Here is a 20,653-nt window from a genome sequence, read left to right on the forward strand (position 1 = left end):
ATTTATGAATACATCCTCTATCACTACCGGTCAAAGAATCAAAGCCATCATAGGCGGATCTATAGGAAATCTTGTAGAATGGTATGATTGGTATGCCTATGCTGCATTTGCTATTTATTTTTCACATTCATTTTTCCCGGATTCTGACCTGAATGCACAGCTGATGAATACGGCAGGAATATTTGCAGTAGGTTTTCTGATGCGTCCCATTGGAGGCTGGATATTCGGAAGTATTGCGGACAAGATCGGAAGAAAAAAGGCGATGACACTTTCTGTATTACTGATGTCCTTCGGATCTCTGCTGATTGCCCTTACTCCTACCTATAAAACCATCGGAATCCTGGCTCCTGCTTTGTTACTGGTCGCCAGATTATTGCAGGGTTTGAGTGTGGGAGGAGAATACGGAGTTTCTGCCACTTACCTCAGCGAAATGGCATCGGAAGATAAAAGGGGATTTTATTCTAGCTTTCAGTATGTAACTCTGATCGGTGGTCAGCTGATTGCATTGGGAATACAGCTGATCTTACAGAAACTTCTTTTAACAGAGGCCCAGCTTGAAGAATGGGGATGGAGAATTCCTTTTGTTATTGGAGCATTACTTTCTGTTATCGCTTTATACTTAAGAGCCAATCTTCATGAAACCGAAGCATTTGAGAATAAAAAAGAACTTAGTGAAAAGAAAAAAGGAACGGTAACAGAACTTCTCAAGCATCCCAAAGCTCTGCTTACGGTAATTGGGCTGACATTAGGGGGAACTCTTGCGTTTTACACTTATACCACTTATATGCAAAAGTTCCTGGTGAACACCGTTCATCTGACTAAAGAGCAATCTACCCTTATTTCATTTATTTCATTATTTATATTTGCCTGCCTGCAGCCTGTTTTTGGAGCGTTATCTGATAAAATCGGAAGAAGACCGCTTCTTTTAGGCTTTGGAATTTTGGGAACGTTATTCACTGTACCTCTTCTCACCGCTTTAAGTACCACAACTTCAATGTGGACCGCATTTTTCCTGATTATGGCATCCCTGATCATTGTCAGCGGGTACACCTCCATTAATGCCGTTGTAAAAGCAGAACTTTTCCCTTCTGAGATCAGGGCGCTGGGCGTAGGACTTCCCTATGCACTCACAGTAGCTATTTTCGGAGGAACAGCAGAATATATTGCCCTATGGTTTAAACAGACAGGAACAGAAAGTTATTTCTACTGGTATATTACTGGATGTATTTTATTTTCCCTGATCGTTTATGCCGGAATGAAGGATACAAAAGAAACTTCTACCCTCGATAAAGACTAATATTATACCGCTTTATAAAAACTGTGCGCCGCAGATTCTCTGCGGCGCACTTTCTATTTCTTAATGATAGGCTTGCTTAAATTTTTCAATCATATTGTCCAGATTATGACGCTGAACATAGATACTTTTTACCTCTTCATACCTCGGCGATTTATAGAAAACCTCGTGGAAATCCATACTTCCGTTTCCTACTTTTACAACTTTCTGTACTTCGATATTTAACTTTTTCAATTCGTCTCTGAAGACTTTAAATTCATCTTGGATACTATTATTCATTAATATTTTAAGTTTTTTAGTTAAAAATTACATGTACCCCCTTTGAATATCAGGGGTAACCTCTTAAATTCCGAATAAAGTTAGTAAATTTATCGACACAAAATAACACTTTGACAACATTTTATTGTTTTTTTTACAAACAGTCCGTAAACTTTTATCTTATTAATGCATATTCCGTATTTTTAGATCATCAAAAAATCACAAAAACTTTATACAAACCATGAATATTAAAGCATTTTTCACTTTATTCTTTTTAACACTGCTTACTTTCCTGTCTGCACAAAAAATGGAATTTAAGGCACCTGATTATTCTTTAATTCAAAAAAATATTGAGGATAAAAACTCAGAGTTCTATTATCCGAAGCTTTTAAAAAGATTAAAACAGAATGATACGCTCCTTACAAGCAGCCAATACCGTCACCTTTACTTCGGTTATACCTTTCAAAAGGAGTATCAGCCCTATAAAATCGGGAAGAAGGCTGAAGAGGTTTCCAAATATTATCGTGGGGAAGGCATTTCACAAAAAGATCTTTCCAAAGGAATACAGCTATTTCTGGATGCTTTAGATGAAAACCCGCTGGATCTTCGTGCCATGAATTATCTTGCGTATCTGTATCATTTAAATAAAGACGACGCCACTGCTGAAAAAATCGCTGGGAATTTCCACGGATTATTAAACGCTATCCTCACTTCAGGTGATGGATTGAAATGTGAGACGGGGTTTCACGTTATTTCTGTTACTGATGAATATGTACTTTTGAACAGGTTCCAAATGGAAACTAAGGCACAAAGCCATAATGGAAAATGTGATTATCAGGAATTTGAAAAAGACAAATACAAAATCCCGGGATTTTATTTTGATATCAGTAGATTTTATGGGAAAATATTAGATTAATCTGTTCTAATCAGGGCTTAATATACTGATATTCAATTTCATTATCAGGCAGATCTGCAACTTTTATAAAGTTCAGCCGATTCATTAATTTTATTGCGCCTTCATTATCATTAGAAGTGATTGCTCCTACCTGAGCGAGCTTTATAGTCTCCAGCCCAAATTGTACAGCCAATTTAATTGCTTGTGTCATATATCCCTTCCCATAATACTGCGGAAGAAGCACACAGCCTAGCTCTCCCACGCCTTGATCCAGTCCTCTATAATATCCACAAGTTCCTACAATTTTATTGGAAACCTTATCTGCTATTCCCCAATGTATAGAATCTCCTTTATCATAATCAGCATTAATCTTATCTTGCATTGCTACTGCTTCAGTTATACCCACAGCAGCTACTGCATCATAATATGAAATCGAAATAATATCAAAGACATCGGCGGGTTCGATTTTTCTTAATATAATATTTTCTCCGATTATTGTAGGGAAATCTGTGTATGGTGGTAAATTCATCTTTTACAAATTTATTGATCACGGATGTCATTCTAAATCAATTTTTTTTTAGAAGTAGTTTTGGGTTCTTATTTTATTGATACTAAAGTTCCCGATTCAACAAGTTTACCAAATCCATCCATATTCTGTAAATATAGGGCAAAATGTTTATTTTTAAAGATTTCATTTCATATCTCTTACAGCTTTTATAATTGGCATAATCAAAGTATCTTGCTGGTAAACACCAATCAATTACACACCTGTAAATCACTCATTATAAGCATTCTATTAATTTTTTATTTTTTTTCAGAAAAAAAATGAAATTTTGTGTAACATTTTAAAAGGGTTCGTCTCTAAAAGACAAATAAACCTTAAAACTTTAGAAATCATGAAAAAATTCACATTCCTTCTTGTTATCATGTTATTTTTCTTAGCGGTATGCAATATATTCGGTCAGGAAACAGTGTATCCGTTTGAAGTAAAGAAAACCGGAAAAGGAAATCAGTCTTTACTATTTATTCCAGGGTTTGCTTCTTCTGGAGACATATGGAACGAAACGACTGCAAAATTTGAAAAAAACTTCACTTGCTATACTTTAACGATGGCTGGATTTGCGGGAACAAAACCACAGGCAGACGCCAGCTTTAAAGATTGGGAAAAAGGGATTGCTGCTTATATAAAGAATAATAAAATTGACAAACCTATTATCATCGGACACAGTATGGGAGGCGGTCTTGCCCTGGCTATTGCCGCAGATTATCCTGAGCTGGCAGGAAAAATCGTCATTGTAGACACACTTCCTTGCCTGGCTGCAATATCTGATCCTAATTTTACGTCTAAAGAAAATAATGACTGTTCCTCTACCATTACTCAATTGACCGCGATGAGCGATGATCAGTTCCGCAAAATGCAGACACAGACTATGCCGCGTCTTCTGGCAGATACTTCTATGCTGGAAACGGTGATCAACTGGAGCATGAAATCTGACCGAAAAACATTCGCTAAAATGTACTGCGATTTTTCTAATACTGATCTGAGAGATAAAATAAAAAATATACAATGTCCCTCTCTTATTCTTCTGGAATCATTTTTTGCCAATCTGAAACCTACTATTGAAGGCCAGTACAAAAATTTAAAAAATGCCAATATGCAGTATGCTTCAAAAGGATTACACTTCATCATGTACGATGATAAGGATTGGTACTTTACTCAGCTTACTCACTTTTTATCTGCGAAATAATGGCTTTTGAAGAGATATACGAACTCTACTGGCAAAGGATATTCCGTCTGTGTATGGGATATGTGAATGATCCTGATCTCGCTCAGGACCTTGCCCAGGAAACATTTATCATTGTATGGCAGCAGCTTCCGAAATTCAGAAATGAATCCAGCATAGGAACATGGATCTTCAGAATTGCTTCTAATAACTGCCTTCGACAGATTGAAAAGGAAAAGAAATTTACCAAAACCGATCTGCCTATTAATCTGGAAGAAAAAAAGCAGGAATCTATGGAACCTCAGATACAAATGCTGTATCAGTTTATTTCGGAGTTGCCGGAAACGGACAGGATTATTATTTCATTGGAGCTTGAAGAGGTAAAACAGGCTGAAATAGCACATATCGTAGGGCTTTCAGAATCCAACATACGGGTGAAAATTCACAGGATAAAAGAAAAATTAACACAAAAGTTTAGAGAAAATGGATACTAATATCAATTTCAAAAATATATGGAAACAGCAGACTTCCAACAAACCCAATCTGGAAGAGCTTCTTGGAAAGCTGAGAAAATTCAGAAATCAAAATCTGCGTAAACTGATCCTGGCTAATATTGCATTAATCACCACCTCATTAATAATTATTTATATCTGGTATCGTTTCCAGCCTCAGATGATTACTACAAAAATCGGGATTGTACTTGTCATTCTGGCCATGGTGATGTTCCTTTTTGCCTATAATAAAATGTTTATGGTTTTTTACAAAATTGATCAGACCCAGTCGAACAATGAATATCTCCAGAGTTTATATGTGGTAAAGCGTAAGCAGAAATTTATGCAGACCACCATACTCAACTTATATTTTATTATGCTGTCTCTGGGAATATGTTTTTACATGTATGAATACACGTCCAGAATGACACTTGGTTCAGGCATGCTGGCTTATGTGGTAACATTCGCATGGATTGCTTTCAATTGGTTTTATTTAAGGCCCAAAACAATAAAGAAACAACAGGGAAAACTTAACGAATTAATTAATAAATTTGAAGAGATCAATAATCAATTAAAAGAATGATGAGTTCTTCTGACAACAAAAATCACTGGGAAAACGTATACGAAACCAAAAATCCTGACCAGGTAAGCTGGACTCAGAAAAAACCTCAGACCTCACTTACCTTTATCAAATCCTCAGGATTGGGAAAAGATGCTAAGATTATCGATATCGGCGGTGGCGACAGCAACCTTGTTGATTTTCTTCTTGAAGAAGGCTATGAGGATATTACAGTACTTGATATTTCTGCCAAAGCGCTGGAAAAAGCACAGGAAAGACTGGGAGATGCTGCCGGTAAAGTAAAATGGATTGCAACCGATATTATCGCTTTCAACCCAACGGAAACCTATGATATCTGGCATGACAGAGCTGCTTTTCACTTTCTGACAACTCCGGAACAGGTTTCAAAATATGTTGATATTGCGGAAAAGAATGTTAATAACTTTATTATCCTTGGAACTTTTTCTAAAAACGGTCCTGCCAAATGCAGCGGATTGGATATTCAACAGTATGATGAAGGATCATTGTATGAAAAATTTGAAAAAACTTTTACAAAAATAAAGTGTATTACTGAAGATCATACCACTCCTTTTGAGACCGTTCAGAATTTTGTTTTCTGCAGTTTTAAAAAGCATTAAGTATTCGTATATATTCTATTTAAAAAATAAATAAAGAGAGTCATTGATGACTCTCTTTATTGTTTATCTGAACTTTGAAATAGTTGCTTATGGATTATGACTCTTTTTCTTCTTCCAATTCCACTTCATGACGCAGCTGAGCTTTGTAAAGAGTAGCATAATATCCGTTCTTATCCAAAAGCTCAAGGTGCTTCCCTTCTTCTACAATTTTACCATGCTCCATCACAATGATCTTATCAGCTTTTTCGATGGTGGAAAGCCTGTGGGCAATAATAATGGAGGTTCTGTTCTTTGTAATTTTTTCTGTTGCTCTCTGGATAAGTTTTTCACTTTCATGGTCAATGGAAGACGTTGCTTCATCCAGGATTAAAATTTTCGGATCCGATAAATAGGCTCTCAGGAAAGACAGCAATTGTCTCTGGCCTAAAGATATTGATGAACCTCTTTCGCTCACTACATAATCATATCCGCCAGGAAGCTGCTGGATAAACTGATCTACCTCAATTTCTCTGGCACCAGCTTTTATTTTATCTAAAGTTATACTGTCGTCTCCAAAGGAAAGGTTTTCAAAAATACTTCCATGGAAAAGGAAAACATCCTGTAAAACGACTCCGATATGACTTCTCAGATTATAAAGCTCGTAATCTTTTAAATCCACATCATCAATCAGGATATTTCCGGAATTGATATCATACAATCTTGTAATCAAACTGATAATGGTTGATTTCCCGGCACCTGTTGCACCAACAATAGCTACTGTCTCTCCCGGATTTACTTTAAAATCAATCCCTTTCAGAACTTCCTGTTTTTCATCATAGGCAAAATGTACTTTCTGGAATTCAATTTTTCCGGCGAAGTGATCTTTCTTCACCGTTCCGTTATTCGGCATTGCATTTTCTTCATCCATTAATCCCAATACTCTTTCTGCTCCCACAATTCCTCGCTGGATATTGTTGAAACGGTCAGCAATCTGTCTCAAAGGGCGAATCAGCATTGAAATATACTGGATAAAGGCAATCACCACCCCTGCACTGATTGTAATATATCCTCCATAGAAAAGGATAAATCCTATGAATAATGAAGAAATAAGTTCCACTACAGGAAAGAACAGCGAGAAAATAAATACGGTTCTCAGTAATGCTCCCTTTAGTGTAACATTAATATCATCAAATTTCTTAAATTCAGATTCCTGTCTGTTGAATACCTGAATAATAGACATTCCCGCCAGTCTTTCCTGAACAAAAGAGTTCTGATTGGCAGTCCAGTTTCTCTCGTCTCCAAAAGCTTTCTTCAATCTTTTTTGAAAAAATCTTGTAATGACTACCATTAAAGGTAAAATAGCCAGCGTAATGTAACTCAGGTGAACATTGGTGCTGAACATCATAATCAGTACAAACAGAATTCTCAGTATATCCCCGAAAACCATCAGGAAACCGTCTGTATATACTGTAGCAATTGTTTCCACATCTCCTACCGCACGCGTTACCAGCTGCCCGATTGGGGTTTTATCAAAAAATGAAGTTTTGAAATAAATCAGCTTAGCATATAACCGCTCTCTGATATCCCTGATTACATTCTGTGAGATAAAATTTGAAAAATAAACCAGGAAAAAGTTTAAAATCGTTTCAGCAAACACCAATCCTACAAGGATATAGATATGCTTCATCATCAAAGCCTTATCATGGAGCTTTGTAATATCATTATCCACCACCTGCATAGTAAGATACGGCCTGTAAGTAGAAACAATGGAAAGGAATATAGAAATTATAAGAGTAAGGATGAACCATGAACGGAACTTCATTCCGATAAAGAACAGCCTTTTTATAATCTCCCAGGTATCTTGTTTTTTCATTGTACGAATCGAAAGAAAGAATTAAAATAAAATTCTATGCAAAAATAAGACTTTATAACCGGACTGCGTTTACAACTTTTGCAAATCGTCATAGAAAATTTCAGATACCTACCATTTACAATATGAATATATTAAGCATTCTTTTCTTCGCCTGTTTCTCCATTAATGACATAAGAGCCAAAAACACCATCAACAATAAAAACTCTTCAGACAATCTGAACTCTTCTTGAAATTAAACTATTTCTATGACGAATTGATGAAAATTTTAAAATTCGTATCCCACATCCACCAGATACAATCCGTGTCCCGGTGCTGAAGTTCCTGCTGCGTTACGGTTTTTATCTTCAATTACTGTACGAAGATCTTCCGGTTTCAGTTTTCCGGTTCCTATTTCAACCATTGTTCCAACAATAGCACGAACCATATTTCTGAGAAAACGATTAGCTGAAACAGTAAATTTAAGTTCTGTTCCGTTCTGCTCCCACTCCGCTTTATACATTTTGCAGATATTGGTCTTATTGTCTGTCTTTAATTTCGCAAAACTGGTGAAATCCTCATATTCAAAAAGAATTTTGCAGGCTTCATTCATAGCATCAATATCCAGAGTCCTTTTCCAGTGCTGCCAGGCAGATTCTTGGGTAAATGGATTTTTTTCCAGTGAGATATAATATTCGTAGGTTCTATATGTAGCATCAAAACGGGCATGAAAATCATCTTTTACCGGAAAAATCCTTTTAATGGAAATATCAGGCGGAAGAAAACTGTTCAGCCTGCGTGGAAGCTGATCATTTATTTCATGTTCAGTATCAAAATGGGCAAATATTTTTTTGGCATGAACTCCGGTATCAGTTCTTCCTGCTCCTGTAGTTTTAATCTCTTCCCTTAAAATTGTGGAAAGTGCTTTTTCCAGTTCTTCCTGCACAGAAATGGCATCCGGCTGTATCTGATAGCCGAAATAATTCTTCCCGTTGTAAGAAAATTCAATAAAGTATCTCAATGTATTGTAATAACTCCACAAAAATACTTTAATTTAACGAAATATTTGTTGAAAAGTCTTTGAGAATGTTGCACCAAATGCTTACGAAAATTCCTATTTTTGCAATCGTATGAAAAGATGGTACCTTTATCCTTTTTCCCTTGGTTATCATTTGGTAACGGGTATCCGGAACACAATGTATGATCTGGGAATTTTTAAGTCGACAAAATTCAAAACTCCGATAATCAATGTCGGAAACCTTTCTGTGGGTGGTAGCGGAAAGTCACCCATGGTGATGTATCTTGCCCAATATCTATCCAAACATTACAGAACCGGAGTACTTTCACGAGGCTATGGAAGGCTGACAAAAGGCTATGAAGTAACCAACTATGAAAGCAACTACAAAATGGTGGGTGATGAAGCCATGCAGCTTTTTGAACGTTTTAAAAACCGTTTTGTCATTGCTGTTTCAGAAGAACGTGTTCCCGGAGCCAAAAAAGTAATTGAAGATATGGACCTTGAAGTTCTCGTATTGGATGATGCTATGCAGCACAGAGCGATCAAGCCTGGATTCAATATTCTGATGACTGACTTTAATGATCCTTTTTTCAAGGATTATGTTCTTCCTGCCGGAGATCTGAGAGAATCAAGAGCCGGATATAAAAGAGCAAATATCATCATGGTAAGCAAATGTCCTGATGAACTTACTGAAGAAACAAAAAGATATTATATCTCAAGAATAAGACCTTCTTACGGACAGAAAGTTTTCTTTTCATCCATTGGTTATGACGAAAATGTATACGGAAAAGATAAAATGCTTCCGGATAACAACCTGAATTATTACGATATTTTACTGATCACCGGAATTGCCAATCCTAAACCGCTTCTGGAACATCTGGCAAAATTCTCAAAAAGGGTGAAACATTTAAAGTTTAGAGACCATCATAATTTCACGGATGATGATATTAAAAAAATCCTTGCCGAGTATAAAAAATTAGGAGAATATAAGCTGATATTAACCACTGAGAAAGACTATGTACGTCTGAAAACTTTTGACTATCTTAGAGATATTGTTTACTACTGGCCTATCAATGTACTTATTGATAAGAAAGAAGAATTCAATCAAATCATCTTAGATTATGTTAGAAAAAATTAAAGAGACCGCAGATTTTATTAAAAATATTATTCAGGAATCCCCTGATTTTGCGGTTGTTTTAGGATCCGGATTGGGAAAATTGCAAAATGAAGTAGAACCAATCCATGTTTTAGAGTACAAAGACATTCCCCATTTTCCACAGACTACAGTGGCCGGACATACCGGAAAACTTATTTATGGACTCCTGGAAGGGAAAAAAGTACTGATGATGAGCGGCCGTTTCCATTATTATGAAGGACATTCTATGGAAACTGTGACTTTTCCTCTGAGAGTTTTTCATTTACTGGGCATTCAAAATCTTATTCTTTCCAATGCGTGCGGCGGCGTAAATCCAGCTTACAGCGTGGCAGATATTGTCATTCTGAAAGACCATATCAACATGATGCCTGAACATCCGCTTCGTGGAAAAAATATAGATGAGCTTGGACCACGTTTTGTGGATATGAGCGAACCTTATAACAAAAAAATGATTGCTGTGGCAGAACAAGCAGCTGCAGATCATCATATTAAAATCCATCAGGGAACTTATGTTGCCTTACAGGGACCAACTTTTGAAACTCCGGCTGAATATGGCATGATCAAAGCGATCGGCGGAGATATGGTAGGAATGAGTACCGTTCCGGAAGTCATTGTTGCCAGGCATATGGAAATGGATGTATTCTGTATTTCGGTCATCACAGACCTTGGCGGACCCGATATTGCTTTGGCCGTTTCTCACGAAGAAGTTTTAAATGCAGCCAATAAAGCGATGCCCAATGTAATTGCTGTTGTTAAAGGTTTGATTAGAAATTACCAATAAAAAATCATCCAAATATTCTCATAGAAGCCATCAATATTATAAATTTTTCCTAATTCAGCAGAAATCAATCTCAGATTGCAATTCATTGTTTAGATTTGTACACATGAAATTGTACAAAATGAGAAAGTTGATAGTAATTTTTATGATGGGTATTTTTGGAATAAGTTATTCACAAAAAGTACCTGCTGTTCTTAAAACAGGGTTTTCAAAAGAAGCTTTACAACAGAAACTGGAAGATGAAGAGGGAAAATCCATTACAGTTCAGCAGATTCTTGACCACCATAAAGGAAAAGTTTTGGTCATTGATTTTTGGGCAGGATGGTGTAGGGATTGCTTAAATGCTCTACCAAAAGCTAAAGAATTAGAAGAAAATAACAAGAATATAGATTTTGTATTTTTATCATTAGACCGTTCAAAAGAAGGGTTTGAAAAAAGTCTTGAAAGATTTGACATGAAACACAAAGAAAATTATTGGTTTGCTTCCGGGTGGAAAAATGATTTTAATAATTATATGGATCTTAACTGGATTCCAAGATATATGGTGATTGATCAGAAATCTTCTATTGCAAAATATTATGCAATATCTCCTGAAGATCCTGAACTTCAACAAACTATAGATAAACTTTTAAAATAACTTTCATCTATTTTCCTTCAAAAAAACATAAAAAACTCATTGAAACCGTTGCTTTTCAATGAGTTTTAAAATTTAAGATATATAATAACATCATGATCACAAGAGAAGCCACAGAACAGGATTTAGAGATCCTTTTAGAATTTGAACAGGGAGTTGTTACTGCCGAAAGACCCTTCAACAGTACACTTATAGAAGGAGAAATTCATTATTATGATTTAAAATATCTGATACAGTCTCAGGAAGCAACGGTAATTGTTGCTGAAGAGAATGACGAAATCGTTGCATCAGGATATGCCCTAATCAAAAAGTCAGAAAAATATTACAATCAATTTGAGAAATATTCTTATCTGGGGTTTATGTATGTAAAGCCGGAGTATAGAGGAAGAGGCATCAATAAAGTGATTACAGATGAGCTTATTGCCTGGTCAAAATCAAGGGGAATCAGTGAAGTAAGACTTGATGTATATGCTCAAAATGAATCTGCCATAAAAGCTTATGAAAAAGCAGGTTTTGAACCTCATCTTCTCACCATGAGACTGAAATAGTAAAACGATGGAAGCAGGAAGATCGAGAATGGAAGTAATTTCAGTGCAATTAATAATCAGTTTTTTTTAATTTTCAATAAATGGACATTCAATTTTTATATCGTCCTCATTAACTTACTTCTCCCAGCTTCAGACTTCCCTTCTTAAAATAATTTACCGTAAATAAAGGAATCCATATCTTTGTATATGGATTTTTCTTTGCCACTTCGTAAAATTATTCATGTTGACATGGACGCATTCTATGCTTCTGTGGAGCAGCATGATAATCCTGCATTGAAAGGCAAGCCTATTGCAGTTGGAGGGCAGCATCGCGGTGTAGTTGCTGCAGCAAGCTATGAAGCCAGAAAATATGGAGTACGTTCTGCAATGCCCAGCAAAACCGCAAAAGAAAAATGTCCGCATCTTATTTTTGTTCCTCCCCGATTTGCCAGATATAAAGAGATCTCCAAAAAAATCCGGGAGATTTTCTATGAATATACTGATCTGGTAGAACCTCTTTCTCTGGATGAAGCCTATCTGGATGTCACCGAAAATAAAAAAGGAATGGAATCTGCCAACCTGATCGCCAAAGAAATCCGTCAGAAAATCTTTGAACAGACGGGTCTTACGGCATCTGCAGGAATTTCAGTCAATAAGTTTTTGGCTAAAGTGGCTTCAGACATCAATAAACCGAATGGCCAGAAAACAATTCATCCTGATAAAATGGAGCATTTCCTGGAAGAACTGCCTGTAGAAAAATTTTACGGCGTTGGAAAAGTTACCGCTAACAAAATGTTTAGTTTAGGAATTTATAAAGGAAAAGATTTAAAAAAAAGATCTCTTGAAGATCTGGTAAGACTTTTCGGGAAGTCCGGGAAACATTATTACAATGTAGTACGCGGTATTCATACTTCTGAAGTAAAACCTCACCGGATCCAGAAAAGTGTGGCGGTGGAAAGAACTTTTTTTGAAGATCTTCTGGATGAACAGCAGATCAATGAAAAACTGGAAAGCCTTGCTCAGGAAATTCATCAGAGATTGCAGAAAAATAATATTCTTGGAAGGACTTTAACTTTAAAAATAAAATATAAAGACTTCTCTCTTTTCACAAGGAGTATCACCAGGGAAGATTATTTCTCGTCACCAGAACAGTACGTCAGCACGGGAAGAAAACTATGGGAACTCCGCCCTTTCGATAAAGCTGTACGCCTGCTCGGGTTGTCTCTCTCTCAACTGAATACGGAAGAAAAAAAACAAGTTTCCGTTCAACTAAAAATCCCGTTTGAGGAATTTGAAAATGAGTAGGTCATATTTTTTCGCTACCTTGTATCAACCAAATCAGTAAATTTATGAACCCAACCATGATTCAGTTTTTCCACTGGTATTCTGAAGGAGACGGAAAATTGTGGAAAGAAGCCGAAAAACAGGCCAGATACTTAGCAAAACTTGGAATTACTTCTGTATGGTTTCCTCCAGCCTATAAAGGAACAAATGGCGGTTATTCTACCGGATATGATGCGTATGATCTCTATGACCTCGGAGAATTTGACCAGAAGGGAACCATACCTACAAAATATGGTATTAAAAACGATTATACAAAAGCCATTAAAACCCTAAAGAAACAAAATATACAAGTGATTGTAGATATTGTTCTGGGACACAAAGCCGGAGGTGATGAACTGGAAAAATTCAAAGTGGTAAAAGTAGATGAGGAAAACAGAGAAAAAGTAATTTCTGATATTATTGAAATCGAGTCTTATACCAAATTCACCTTTCCCGGAAGAGGAAAAAAATATTCTGATTTTGAATGGAATTTCACCTGTTTCAGCGGTGTAGATTACGCAGAAGGTATGGAATCCCACATTTATAAAATACAGTCTGAATATGGAAATGATTGGGAGGAAATGATTCACGACGAAAAAGGAAATTACGACTACCTGATGTACAATGATATTGAACACCGGAATCCTTTTGTACGGGAAGAACTCAATCGCTGGGCAAAGTGGTATTTTGATCAGACTGATTTTGATGGAGTCAGACTGGATGCTTTGAAGCATATTTCGTTCGATTTTTATAAAGAATGGCTCACAATGCTTCGTTCCAATTCCGGAAAAAATATCTTCGCTGTAGGAGAATACTGGGCTCCCGGATATCTTCATCTGCTTCAAAAGTATATTGAGGTGACGGAAGGCTGTATGAGTCTTTTTGACAGCTCTCTTCAAAATAATTTTCATAATGCTTCAAAAGAAGGAAGTTCTTATGACCTCCGAAGAATTTTTGATGAAACTCTTACTCAGGCAGATCCTATGCATGCTGTAAGTTTAGTGGCCAATCATGATACCCAGCCGCTCCAGGACCTTGAAGCTCCCGTAGAATCCTGGTTTAAACCTCTTGCTTATGCTTTAATCTTATTGAGAAAAGATGGATATCCATGCGTTTTTTATCCTGATTTGTATGGCGCCCATTATGTGGATAAAGATCGCGGAGGTCATGATCAGGAGATATTTATGCCTAAAGTAGATGGAATAGAAGAGTTATTAAAAGCCAGAAAAGAGCATGCTTATGGAGACCAGAAGGATTATTTTGAGGATGCTAATTGTCTTGGATGGGTTCGTACGGGTGATGATGAACATTCAGGTTGTGCTGTAGTATTAAGCAATAAGGATGCTTACAACAAGCCTATGGAAGTGGGACAGCTTTACACTGGTAAAAAATTTAAAGATCTTTTGAAACGATTCAAAGAAAAAGTAACCATTGATGAAAACGGATGGGGAAATTTCCTTGTTCCGGCAGGAAATGTAAGCGTTTGGATTCCCGAATAAGATTAAATTTCAATAAAAATATAAGAAGTTGTCTCAAAAGTGTCATTCTGAATAAGCCCCTTGTCAAGGTTTAAAACCTTGACAAGGGGCTTCGCTCATTAGAAGCCTCTTTCAGTTTATGAGGATCTGCAGATTAGCAATAGATGTATCGGCAATTCCAAATATCTGTAGCCCATTCACAACATTGCCCGTCTTCGGTGGAAGTACAGCATACTTTACCCCAATTCAGATCTCCAGCCTTTATACTTTTCAGTTCCTCACGTTTAAGTTTTTTCACTTTGAAATCTTTGTTTGCTTTCATAATTATTATTTTATGGTTTACTAATTAAATATACATTAAAAATTATAATTACGAATCAATATTCAACACTAACTACTTGATTTAGTATATATAACCCATAATAACATCATAATATAGTAGTAAAAACAGAGCTAAATAATCCGTCAAAAATTCATTGATTTTTTGTCATCCTTTAAAAAGGTAATGTTTACATCTTCAGTTCGGATATGTATTAATATAAAGGATTTTTCAATGGAAAAAATATAATTACATCTTACGGATTTCCAGGATTTCCGGTTTTTCGGATGTATCAGCAATTTTTCCGGTTCTGGCAAATTCTGCCCAGAGAGCCCGCAGTTTCTTACCGTTCTCATGAATACGGCTCCAGGGGATATCTTTCAACATTTCAGAAGATTTCCACGCAGATTCGTTACCAAAGATCAAAGGAAGATCAATACAGTGAGAAGCTCCGATATGATTGTCTTTTAATGTTGAATAAATTCTGAACAGATAAACATTTCCGCCAGCATCAGCCAGGTTTTCAGCAAACCGCCTCGCTGGATTTCCATAGATAAATTCTGTAGTTTTCTCAACAGTTTTATCCATGATTTTTAATCCCAGCCCTGTTCCAAAATATTTATTTAAAGCTTCAGAAGTTTTGAGATAAAATGCAGTTTCATTATTATTCAGACCAATCAGCACATCATATTTCATAGCATTCTTTTTCCACATTCCCACTGATTCTTCTTCTTTACATAAAGGAAAACATCCGTATTGAGTACCAAAAGGCATCGCAGCTTTCAGACCGTATTTGATGATGGATGGTAAAAATTTTCCGTATTCATCCATCATTTTTAACACGTCAGTTTCATCTTTCAATGCTTCTGTTTTTTTCAGAAATTCTGCGGCCATTTTCTGTCTTTGATGGCGTAACCCCAAAGGCGCACTCTGGATAATAACACGCTGAAATAAATCTTCCACTCCTTCAGAAATCATTAAATGAGCAATCGCATCACCTCCTGAAGACTGCCCGAGAAGGGTGATATTATTTTCATCTCCACTGAAATCTGCAATATGGGTTTTTATCCACTTTAATGCTTCAATCATATCCAGGAGTCCAAGATTAGCAGGCCTGGTTTCATCTCCGCCCAAAAAGCCAAATAATCCCAATCGATACGAAACAGCAACAACGATGACATACTGTTCTTTCACCCATTCGGAGGGATCTGAAGTGGCAAGATCACCACAGCCTATTTCATGAGATCCTCCATGAATCCAAACTATAACAGGAAGTTTTTCATTTTCAGAAACTGTTTCAGGACGGGTAATTGAAAGATACTGTGTAAATTCATCAGCTTCAAAACTGTCAACAGGAGTAGCTCCAATCATTTTTTCCACAAGCGGACTTAAAGTCTGAGGGCACACCGGAGTTTTTTCAGGAGCAACAATATTTGATGATGAAGATTCTGCAGCAACAGGTTTTTGAAATCTTTCAGAATGGGCATAGCGGATACTTTTAGCCCTGATAATTCCTTCTTCTTTCAATGCTATAATTCTCCCGAAACGGGTATCAAAAATAAAGGTTTCTTGCTGATTTGGTGTCATCTTTACAATGGTGAAAACTTTTCTCTTTAAATTTAATTATTTAAACACAAATTGCACAAATGAAAGCATTAATATCCACTAATTGTTATAGTGATATTTGTGAAACAATTAGTGTTATTCGTGTTAAAAGATCTTAGTTCAGGATTTTGTATTCACTTGGAGAAATACCCACTTTTGCTTTGAAGAGTCTTGTAAAATGCTGTGGATATTTGAATCCTAGATCATAGGAAATCTCACTGATTGTTTTTGCCTGATCCATAATCTGTTCTTTGGCAATATCAATAAGTTTGTTGTGGATAAATTCCTGAGCGGAAATTCCCAGCTCTTTTTTAATCAGGTCTCCGAAATAATTAGCAGATAAATTCAGTTTTTCTGCAAAGTAATTCACCATTGGGAAACCGATATTTTTAGGGTTTTCAGATTTTAAATAATCATCTACCAGATTTTCAAATTTGCCGATCACTCCCTGATTGATATGATCTCTTGTAATAAACTGACGGTCATAAAAACGCATACAGTAATTCAGAAACAGCTCAATATTATTTACAATTAAAGATTTGCTGTGTTTATCGATAGCCTGCTCCAATTCCAGTTTAATATTTTTAAAGCATTCCAATATGATTTCCCGCTCTTTTTCAGAGAGATGTAAGGCTTCGTGTACATCATATGAGAAAAAGGAATACTCTTTAATGTTCTTACCTAAGTTTGTTCCTTTTATCAAATCGGGATGGAAAATTAATGCTGAACCTGCGGGCTGAACATATTTATCTTTGTTATAAATTCCATAGGTCTGTCCGGGGGCAATAAACACCAATGTTCCTTCCTGATAATCGTAGCTGTGTTTTCCATACTGCATGTCTCCACACATTACATCTTTCAGAAAAACGGTATAAAACCCAAATTTTCTTTTATGCTGGCAGATAGGATCAGATTTAGAAAAATCGATCACACTTACCAGCGGATGCAGAGTTTCATGATTGGCCATTTTATTGTATTCCGAAACACTATTATAGATTTCAACCTCCTGATTTTCCATGAAGTATATTTTTATTACTATTCAAAATTACCACTTTCTGATGTAACTGAAATAGGGTCTGTAAAATTGGTAAGTAATTCGGTAATCTGTATAAGTGTGGTTTACCGGAAAGTTTCGACTTTTGTATCGTTATGCAAACTTTTAATACAACCACCTTTCCAAAAGGGGAAAAAGCTCCTGCAGATTATTTCTCCGGAGAACGGCGTGGGTTCACATCCTGAAACCCAATGAAGACAACCTGAACTGCCAGATAGGAAATGTCATTTTTGAACCAGGATGCAGAAATAACTGGCATTCTCATGGCGGCGGGCAGATTTTAATTGTAACTTCAGGAACAGGATACTACCAGGAAAAAGATAAACCTGTACAGATTTTGAACCCGGGAGATATCGTCAATATTCTTCCCGGTATCATCCATTGGCATGGTGCCGACCCGGACAGTGAATTTACCCATATCGCGATCAATCCCAACACTCAAAACGGGGTTATAGAATGGCTGCAGCCTGTAACGGATGAAGAATATAACAATTTATAAACCTAAATAAACTAAATATAAAAATGAGTACAATCACTGTAAAAGCTTATGGTGCAGAGTCTACCACAGCAGATCTGAAAGAAATGAATATTGAAAGAAGAGAAGTAACCTCAAAGGATGTAGAAATTGAAATCCTATACTGCGGGGTATGCCACTCTGATCTTCATACAGCAAGAAATGACTGGGGCGGATCTTTGTATCCTGTAGTTCCCGGACATGAAATTGTAGGAAGAATTACTAAAGTAGGAAGCGATGTTTCCAAATTTAAAGTAGGTGACCTTGCCGGGGTTGGATGTATCGTAGATTCGTGCGGACATTGCGACAGCTGCCAACATGATCTTGAGCAGTATTGCTTAAATGGCTTCACGGGAACTTACAATGGAAAAGATAAACATTTGGGAGGTCATACTTTTGGAGGATATTCTCAAAAAGTAGTTGTGGATTCCCACCACGTTTTAAAAGTGCCTGAAAATCTTGATCTTGCAGCAGTAGCACCACTTCTTTGCGCAGGTATTACAACCTGGTCACCTTTAAAACACTGGAATGTAGGTCCTGGTTCTAAAGTAGCTGTTGTAGGACTGGGTGGTTTAGGCCACATGGCGATTAAGCTGGCAAAAGGATTGGGAGCTGAAGTTACTTTATTCTCAAGAACTCCCGGAAAAACAGACGATGCAAAACAACTGGGTGCGGATCATGTTGTCATCTCTACTGATGAAGCACAAATGGATGCTGTAAAAGGAAAATTTGATGTGATCATTGACACCGTTCCGTATGTACATGATGTAAATCCATATGTGGCAACTTTAAACATCAATGGAACTCATGTTCTTGTGGGATATCTGGGAGGTCTGGAACCTATTTTGAACACTGTTCCTATGATTTTGGGAAGAAAATCTGTAGCAGGTTCAGTAATTGGTGGTATTGCTGAAACTCAGGAATTATTGGATTTCTGTGGAGAACATAATATTGTTTCAGAAATTGAAATGATCAAAATGCAGGACATCAACGAAGCTTATGAAAGAATGTTGAAAAGTGACGTAAGATACCGTTTCGTCATTGATATGCAGTCTTTATAATTCTTTTGAAGAATATTAACAAAAACAGGTGCTTCGGATTGAAGCGCCTGTTTTTTTATTTTTTAAGATTTTGGCTAAAAGCATTCTGATCCTGATTCACGATATATTTATTTCCTTCAGTGCATTTGATATCATTTCTTTCCATATCCTGAAAAGCCCATGCTGCCATGGCATCAATAACAGGAGCCAGCTCATTACCTGCTTCACTCAGTTTATAAGTAACATGAGGCGGTATTACGGGTTTTGCAGTTCTGATAATCAATCCATCTATTTCTAATTGCTTCAGATGTTGAATGAGCATTTTTTCCGTTACGGCAGGAATTGCTTTTTTCAATTCGCTGTATCTTTTTTCTCCTGTGGAAAGATTAAACAGGATAATGGGTTTCCAGAATCCTCCAATCCTTTCCATCACATACATTACAGGGCAATCCTGCACTGTCTTTCTGTTTTCCTGAATGGTTGAACTTTCTTTGATTGCGGTCATATCTACATACTTTAGGGTAAGTACTTGTATAAAAGTAAGTACAAATATAACTTTGTTCTCAGAAATAAAAAAATATTTACATATGAAAATCGTAATCACAGGATCATTAGGAAATGTAGCTAAACCATTAGCGCAACAATTAATTGCCGAAGGGCATACTATTACAGTAGTAAGCAGCAACGATGCAAGAAAACAGGATATTGAATCTCTGGGAGCCACGCCAGCCATAGGTTCTATTACAGATGTTAACTTTTTAACTCAAACATTTGAAGGTGCAGATGCTGTTTTTGTAATGACACCTCCGGCTATCAGTCCGGATAAGATTGTGGAAAACACTACCAATGCAGGAAAAAATTATGCTGAAGCTTTAAAAAATGCCAACGTAAAAAGAGCTGTAATGCTAAGCAGTGTAGGCGCAGAATCTCCTGTAGAAAACGGTCCTATCGCAGGTCTTCACCATATTGAAAAAATATATAACGGCGTAGAAAATACTTCTTTCACTTTTTTAAGAGCCGGATATTTCTATAATAATTTTTTCAATGATATTCCTTTAATTCAAAATGCCGGAATCATTGGTGGTAATTATCCTGCAACTATTGAAGTACCTGTAGTACATCCCAAGGATATTGCCAAAGCAGCAGCTGAAGAACTGGTAAAAGATGGAAATACCAACAACATCAGATATATTGTAAGCGATGTAAGAACAGCTTCGGATTTTGCGAAAGTTTTAGGAACTTCTGTTAACAAGCCTGAACTTCCATGGGTAGAATTCTCTGATGAAGATTCTTTAAACGGAATGCTTCAAGCCGGATTACCTGAAGATATGGCTCATCTGTATGTTGAAATGGGTAGAGGAATAAGAACAGGTGTTGTTCAGAAGGATTTTATTGATCATGGCTCTCCAGTTACAGGAAATGTTAAGCTAGAGGATTTTGCGAAAGAGTTTTCTTCTAAGTTTTAATTTCCACGTTAATCTGTAAAATAAGTTTCGGCGCACCTTTGGTGCGCCGAAACC

The 20,653-nt window shown here is 36.6% G+C and carries 23 protein-coding genes; 15 read left to right on the top strand and 8 right to left on the bottom strand.

From position 1 onward, the window contains the following. Positions 1–4 precede the first annotated feature (4 nt). Entirely contained in the window at positions 5–1,297 is a 1,293-nt protein-coding gene (locus CHRYMOREF3P_RS10880) for an MFS transporter (RefSeq protein ID WP_077418922.1), read from the top strand. Between the two features lie 60 nt (positions 1,298–1,357). Here the strand turns inward: CHRYMOREF3P_RS10880 and CHRYMOREF3P_RS10885 are convergent, their stop codons facing one another. Then, on the bottom strand, positions 1,358–1,573 hold the full coding sequence (locus CHRYMOREF3P_RS10885; RefSeq protein WP_077418921.1) for a hypothetical protein: 216 nt from the start codon (positions 1,571–1,573) through the stop codon (positions 1,358–1,360). A 220-nt stretch (positions 1,574–1,793) separates the two neighbouring features. Here CHRYMOREF3P_RS10885 and CHRYMOREF3P_RS10890 point away from each other — a divergent pair, with 220 nt between their 5' ends. Next, positions 1,794–2,468: a DUF4919 domain-containing protein gene (locus tag CHRYMOREF3P_RS10890; protein WP_077418920.1), complete on the top strand. Its 675-nt coding sequence runs from the start codon at positions 1,794–1,796 to the stop codon at positions 2,466–2,468. 10 nt (positions 2,469–2,478) lie between these two features. On the opposite strand, the gene CHRYMOREF3P_RS10895 is transcribed toward CHRYMOREF3P_RS10890, so the two are convergent. Then, on the bottom strand, positions 2,479–2,976 hold the full coding sequence (locus tag CHRYMOREF3P_RS10895) for a GNAT family N-acetyltransferase (RefSeq protein ID WP_180564621.1): 498 nt from the start codon (positions 2,974–2,976) through the stop codon (positions 2,479–2,481). A gap of 367 nt (positions 2,977–3,343) precedes the next feature. Here CHRYMOREF3P_RS10895 and CHRYMOREF3P_RS10900 point away from each other — a divergent pair, with 367 nt between their 5' ends. The 4 genes from CHRYMOREF3P_RS10900 to CHRYMOREF3P_RS10915 are packed head-to-tail and all read left to right on the top strand — an operon-like array spanning position 3,344 to position 5,859. Further along, complete coding sequence (locus CHRYMOREF3P_RS10900; protein ID WP_180564622.1) at positions 3,344–4,195, top strand: alpha/beta fold hydrolase; 852 nt, start codon at positions 3,344–3,346, stop codon at positions 4,193–4,195. After that, positions 4,195–4,665: an RNA polymerase sigma factor gene (locus CHRYMOREF3P_RS10905; protein ID WP_047386138.1), complete on the top strand. Its 471-nt coding sequence runs from the start codon at positions 4,195–4,197 to the stop codon at positions 4,663–4,665. Before CHRYMOREF3P_RS10900 ends, CHRYMOREF3P_RS10905 begins: the two co-directional genes overlap by 1 nt. Further along, the gene (locus tag CHRYMOREF3P_RS10910) at positions 4,655–5,245 is read left to right on the top strand and encodes a hypothetical protein (RefSeq protein WP_180564623.1); all 591 of its coding nucleotides are present in this window, start codon (positions 4,655–4,657) and stop codon (positions 5,243–5,245) included. The genes CHRYMOREF3P_RS10905 and CHRYMOREF3P_RS10910 overlap by 11 nt, the downstream gene beginning before the upstream one ends. After that, complete coding sequence (locus CHRYMOREF3P_RS10915; protein WP_180565773.1) at positions 5,245–5,859, top strand: class I SAM-dependent methyltransferase; 615 nt, start codon at positions 5,245–5,247, stop codon at positions 5,857–5,859. The genes CHRYMOREF3P_RS10910 and CHRYMOREF3P_RS10915 overlap by 1 nt, the downstream gene beginning before the upstream one ends. 94 nt (positions 5,860–5,953) lie before the next feature. On the opposite strand, the gene CHRYMOREF3P_RS10920 is transcribed toward CHRYMOREF3P_RS10915, so the two are convergent. Then, on the bottom strand, positions 5,954–7,711 hold the full coding sequence (locus CHRYMOREF3P_RS10920) for an ABC transporter ATP-binding protein (RefSeq protein WP_077418916.1): 1,758 nt from the start codon (positions 7,709–7,711) through the stop codon (positions 5,954–5,956). Between the two features lie 265 nt (positions 7,712–7,976). After that, a complete protein-coding gene (gene truA / locus CHRYMOREF3P_RS10925) occupies positions 7,977–8,708 on the bottom strand; it encodes a tRNA pseudouridine(38-40) synthase TruA (RefSeq protein WP_180564624.1) in 732 nt (243 codons plus the stop codon). A 109-nt stretch (positions 8,709–8,817) separates the two neighbouring features. Between truA and lpxK the strand changes: the two genes are divergently transcribed. The 6 genes from lpxK (at position 8,818) to CHRYMOREF3P_RS10955 (ending at position 14,622) form a co-directional block, all read left to right on the top strand. Next, complete coding sequence (gene lpxK / locus CHRYMOREF3P_RS10930; protein WP_047386127.1) at positions 8,818–9,843, top strand: tetraacyldisaccharide 4'-kinase; 1,026 nt, start codon at positions 8,818–8,820, stop codon at positions 9,841–9,843. Continuing rightward, a complete protein-coding gene (locus CHRYMOREF3P_RS10935; RefSeq protein ID WP_180564625.1) occupies positions 9,827–10,642 on the top strand; it encodes a purine-nucleoside phosphorylase in 816 nt (271 codons plus the stop codon). Before lpxK ends, CHRYMOREF3P_RS10935 begins: the two co-directional genes overlap by 17 nt. Before the next feature lie 118 nt (positions 10,643–10,760). Then, entirely contained in the window at positions 10,761–11,276 is a 516-nt protein-coding gene (locus CHRYMOREF3P_RS10940; RefSeq protein WP_180564626.1) for a TlpA family protein disulfide reductase, read from the top strand. Positions 11,277–11,368: 92 nt separating this feature from the next. Continuing rightward, on the top strand, positions 11,369–11,821 hold the full coding sequence (locus tag CHRYMOREF3P_RS10945) for a GNAT family N-acetyltransferase (protein WP_077418912.1): 453 nt from the start codon (positions 11,369–11,371) through the stop codon (positions 11,819–11,821). Positions 11,822–12,007: 186 nt separating this feature from the next. After that, on the top strand, positions 12,008–13,105 hold the full coding sequence (dinB, locus tag CHRYMOREF3P_RS10950; RefSeq protein ID WP_077418911.1) for a DNA polymerase IV: 1,098 nt from the start codon (positions 12,008–12,010) through the stop codon (positions 13,103–13,105). Positions 13,106–13,149: 44 nt separating this feature from the next. Then, positions 13,150–14,622 carry an alpha-amylase gene (locus CHRYMOREF3P_RS10955; protein ID WP_180564627.1) on the top strand — a complete coding sequence of 491 codons (1,473 nt, stop codon included), beginning with the start codon at positions 13,150–13,152 and terminating at the stop codon, positions 14,620–14,622. 133 nt (positions 14,623–14,755) lie between these two features. Here the strand turns inward: CHRYMOREF3P_RS10955 and CHRYMOREF3P_RS10960 are convergent, their stop codons facing one another. From CHRYMOREF3P_RS10960 to CHRYMOREF3P_RS10970, 3 genes are all read right to left on the bottom strand, one after another. After that, positions 14,756–14,923 (bottom strand): hypothetical protein, encoded by a 168-nt coding sequence (locus CHRYMOREF3P_RS10960; RefSeq protein WP_175627285.1) that lies wholly within the window; start codon positions 14,921–14,923, stop codon positions 14,756–14,758. 246 nt (positions 14,924–15,169) lie between these two features. Next, positions 15,170–16,507, bottom strand: a complete 1,338-nt coding sequence (locus tag CHRYMOREF3P_RS10965) for a carboxylesterase family protein (RefSeq protein ID WP_180564628.1) — start codon at positions 16,505–16,507, stop codon at positions 15,170–15,172. A 133-nt stretch (positions 16,508–16,640) separates the two neighbouring features. After that, the gene (locus CHRYMOREF3P_RS10970) at positions 16,641–17,543 is read right to left on the bottom strand and encodes a helix-turn-helix domain-containing protein (RefSeq protein WP_077418908.1); all 903 of its coding nucleotides are present in this window, start codon (positions 17,541–17,543) and stop codon (positions 16,641–16,643) included. Between the two features lie 319 nt (positions 17,544–17,862). Here CHRYMOREF3P_RS10970 and CHRYMOREF3P_RS24155 point away from each other — a divergent pair, with 319 nt between their 5' ends. Next, positions 17,863–18,078, top strand: coding sequence for a cupin domain-containing protein (locus tag CHRYMOREF3P_RS24155; protein WP_232539107.1), 216 nt, complete (start codon positions 17,863–17,865; stop codon positions 18,076–18,078). Positions 18,079–18,101: 23 nt separating this feature from the next. Further along, positions 18,102–19,154, top strand: coding sequence for an NAD(P)-dependent alcohol dehydrogenase (locus CHRYMOREF3P_RS10980; RefSeq protein WP_077418906.1), 1,053 nt, complete (start codon positions 18,102–18,104; stop codon positions 19,152–19,154). Positions 19,155–19,209: 55 nt separating this feature from the next. Here CHRYMOREF3P_RS10980 and CHRYMOREF3P_RS10985 read toward each other — a convergent pair whose 3' ends face one another. After that, entirely contained in the window at positions 19,210–19,638 is a 429-nt protein-coding gene (locus CHRYMOREF3P_RS10985; protein WP_077418905.1) for a winged helix-turn-helix transcriptional regulator, read from the bottom strand. An 82-nt stretch (positions 19,639–19,720) separates the two neighbouring features. Here CHRYMOREF3P_RS10985 and CHRYMOREF3P_RS10990 point away from each other — a divergent pair, with 82 nt between their 5' ends. Then, complete coding sequence (locus CHRYMOREF3P_RS10990; RefSeq protein ID WP_180564629.1) at positions 19,721–20,599, top strand: NAD(P)H-binding protein; 879 nt, start codon at positions 19,721–19,723, stop codon at positions 20,597–20,599. Positions 20,600–20,653 lie beyond the last annotated feature (54 nt).

Origin of the sequence: Chryseobacterium sp. JV274 (assembly GCF_903969135.1) — a bacterium.
Classification (GTDB): Bacteria; Bacteroidota; Bacteroidia; order Flavobacteriales; family Weeksellaceae; genus Chryseobacterium.

Bases quoted from the DNA above. Each gene is read 5' to 3' on its own strand.
- CHRYMOREF3P_RS10880 (WP_077418922.1), top strand. From the start codon at position 5: ATGAATACATCCTCTATCACTACCGGTCAAAGAATCAAAGCCATCATA.
- CHRYMOREF3P_RS10885 (WP_077418921.1), bottom strand. From the start codon at position 1,573: ATGAATAATAGTATCCAAGATGAATTTAAAGTCTTCAGAGACGAATTG.
- CHRYMOREF3P_RS10890 (WP_077418920.1), top strand. From the start codon at position 1,794: ATGAATATTAAAGCATTTTTCACTTTATTCTTTTTAACACTGCTTACT.
- CHRYMOREF3P_RS10895 (WP_180564621.1), bottom strand. From the start codon at position 2,976: ATGAATTTACCACCATACACAGATTTCCCTACAATAATCGGAGAAAAT.
- CHRYMOREF3P_RS10900 (WP_180564622.1), top strand. From the start codon at position 3,344: ATGAAAAAATTCACATTCCTTCTTGTTATCATGTTATTTTTCTTAGCG.
- CHRYMOREF3P_RS10905 (WP_047386138.1), top strand. From the start codon at position 4,195: ATGGCTTTTGAAGAGATATACGAACTCTACTGGCAAAGGATATTCCGT.
- CHRYMOREF3P_RS10910 (WP_180564623.1), top strand. From the start codon at position 4,655: ATGGATACTAATATCAATTTCAAAAATATATGGAAACAGCAGACTTCC.
- CHRYMOREF3P_RS10915 (WP_180565773.1), top strand. From the start codon at position 5,245: ATGAGTTCTTCTGACAACAAAAATCACTGGGAAAACGTATACGAAACC.
- CHRYMOREF3P_RS10920 (WP_077418916.1), bottom strand. From the start codon at position 7,711: ATGAAAAAACAAGATACCTGGGAGATTATAAAAAGGCTGTTCTTTATC.
- lpxK (WP_047386127.1), top strand. From the start codon at position 8,818: ATGAAAAGATGGTACCTTTATCCTTTTTCCCTTGGTTATCATTTGGTA.
- CHRYMOREF3P_RS10935 (WP_180564625.1), top strand. From the start codon at position 9,827: ATGTTAGAAAAAATTAAAGAGACCGCAGATTTTATTAAAAATATTATT.
- CHRYMOREF3P_RS10940 (WP_180564626.1), top strand. From the start codon at position 10,761: ATGAGAAAGTTGATAGTAATTTTTATGATGGGTATTTTTGGAATAAGT.
- CHRYMOREF3P_RS10945 (WP_077418912.1), top strand. From the start codon at position 11,369: ATGATCACAAGAGAAGCCACAGAACAGGATTTAGAGATCCTTTTAGAA.
- dinB (WP_077418911.1), top strand. From the start codon at position 12,008: ATGGATTTTTCTTTGCCACTTCGTAAAATTATTCATGTTGACATGGAC.
- CHRYMOREF3P_RS10955 (WP_180564627.1), top strand. From the start codon at position 13,150: ATGAACCCAACCATGATTCAGTTTTTCCACTGGTATTCTGAAGGAGAC.
- CHRYMOREF3P_RS10960 (WP_175627285.1), bottom strand. From the start codon at position 14,923: ATGAAAGCAAACAAAGATTTCAAAGTGAAAAAACTTAAACGTGAGGAA.
- CHRYMOREF3P_RS10965 (WP_180564628.1), bottom strand. From the start codon at position 16,507: ATGACACCAAATCAGCAAGAAACCTTTATTTTTGATACCCGTTTCGGG.
- CHRYMOREF3P_RS10970 (WP_077418908.1), bottom strand. From the start codon at position 17,543: ATGGAAAATCAGGAGGTTGAAATCTATAATAGTGTTTCGGAATACAAT.
- CHRYMOREF3P_RS10980 (WP_077418906.1), top strand. From the start codon at position 18,102: ATGAGTACAATCACTGTAAAAGCTTATGGTGCAGAGTCTACCACAGCA.
- CHRYMOREF3P_RS10985 (WP_077418905.1), bottom strand. From the start codon at position 19,638: ATGACCGCAATCAAAGAAAGTTCAACCATTCAGGAAAACAGAAAGACA.
- CHRYMOREF3P_RS10990 (WP_180564629.1), top strand. From the start codon at position 19,721: ATGAAAATCGTAATCACAGGATCATTAGGAAATGTAGCTAAACCATTA.